1 pseudogene is annotated in these 863 nt (G+C 76.1%); it reads left to right on the top strand.

The features are described 5' to 3' along the window. Positions 1 to 863: pseudogene (locus tag B7767_RS36445) on the top strand (hypothetical protein); the annotation flags it as partial.

The following is an 863-nucleotide window of genomic DNA, read 5'->3' as shown; positions in this document are numbered from 1 at the left end:
CGGGACGGGGGCCGCCGCCGGCAAGCCCGCCGTCCCGACCGCCGACCAGGTCGTGCGCGAGGCCGTGTCCCGCGCCCTGCCCGCCCTCACCGAGCCGCATCTGCTCACCGGTGTCGCCGCCCTCGTGCACGCGGTGCTGCGCCTGGCGGCGTCCGTCGCCGCCTTCGTCACGCCTCCGGCCGAGCGGCCCAGGACCGAACGCAGGCGCACCGAGGGCATGTTCGCCGACTACAGCCCCGAGGACGGCGACGAACAGACCCTGCAGGAGGCGACCTCCGGCCTCGCCGAGCTGGGCGGCTGGTGGGGCGGCGGACGGAGCTGGGGGACCCTGCGGCAGATCCGTGCCGTGAACCACGTCCTGTCCGGCAAGCCCGCCGACGGCAAGCCCCTGCCCGCGTCGTCCCGGTCCGCCGGGGCCGCCGACGGGTGGCGCAGTGACGAGTTCACCGTCCCCGGTATCGGCGCGGTGTGGCCCTGCGTGCTCGACGCGCTGCGCCCGCTCGCCTACCGCGCCGCCTCACCCACCCTGACGGAGTCGCACCGCCGGGCACTGCTCCTGCTGTTCGAGGCGATCACGGAGGGCCCGCTGGTCACGCCCGGGGGCGCGCTGCGCGAGGTGGTGCTGAGCGAGCCGCACGACAAGCAGGAGCGCGTCGGCCAGGTGCTGCGCCGGGACGGCCGTACCGTCGTCGTCCTCGGCCGCCAGAACGTCGACCACCGCACCGGACGGGTCAACTGGCTCGCCCTGGACCACGATCCGGCCGGTGTCTTCGGCGCCGTCGCGCACTTCACGCTGGAACGGGAGACCGCGCACCCGCCGGTGTTCCCGGCGGACGCGCTGGCCGCCGTCACCCGCCTGGTCC

Source organism: Streptomyces sp. 13-12-16 (assembly GCF_002114215.1).
Lineage (GTDB): Bacteria > Actinomycetota > Actinomycetes > Streptomycetales > Streptomycetaceae > Streptomyces.
Note: the sequence above shows the minus strand (reverse complement) of the source record. Positions and strands in the feature narration are given on the sequence as shown.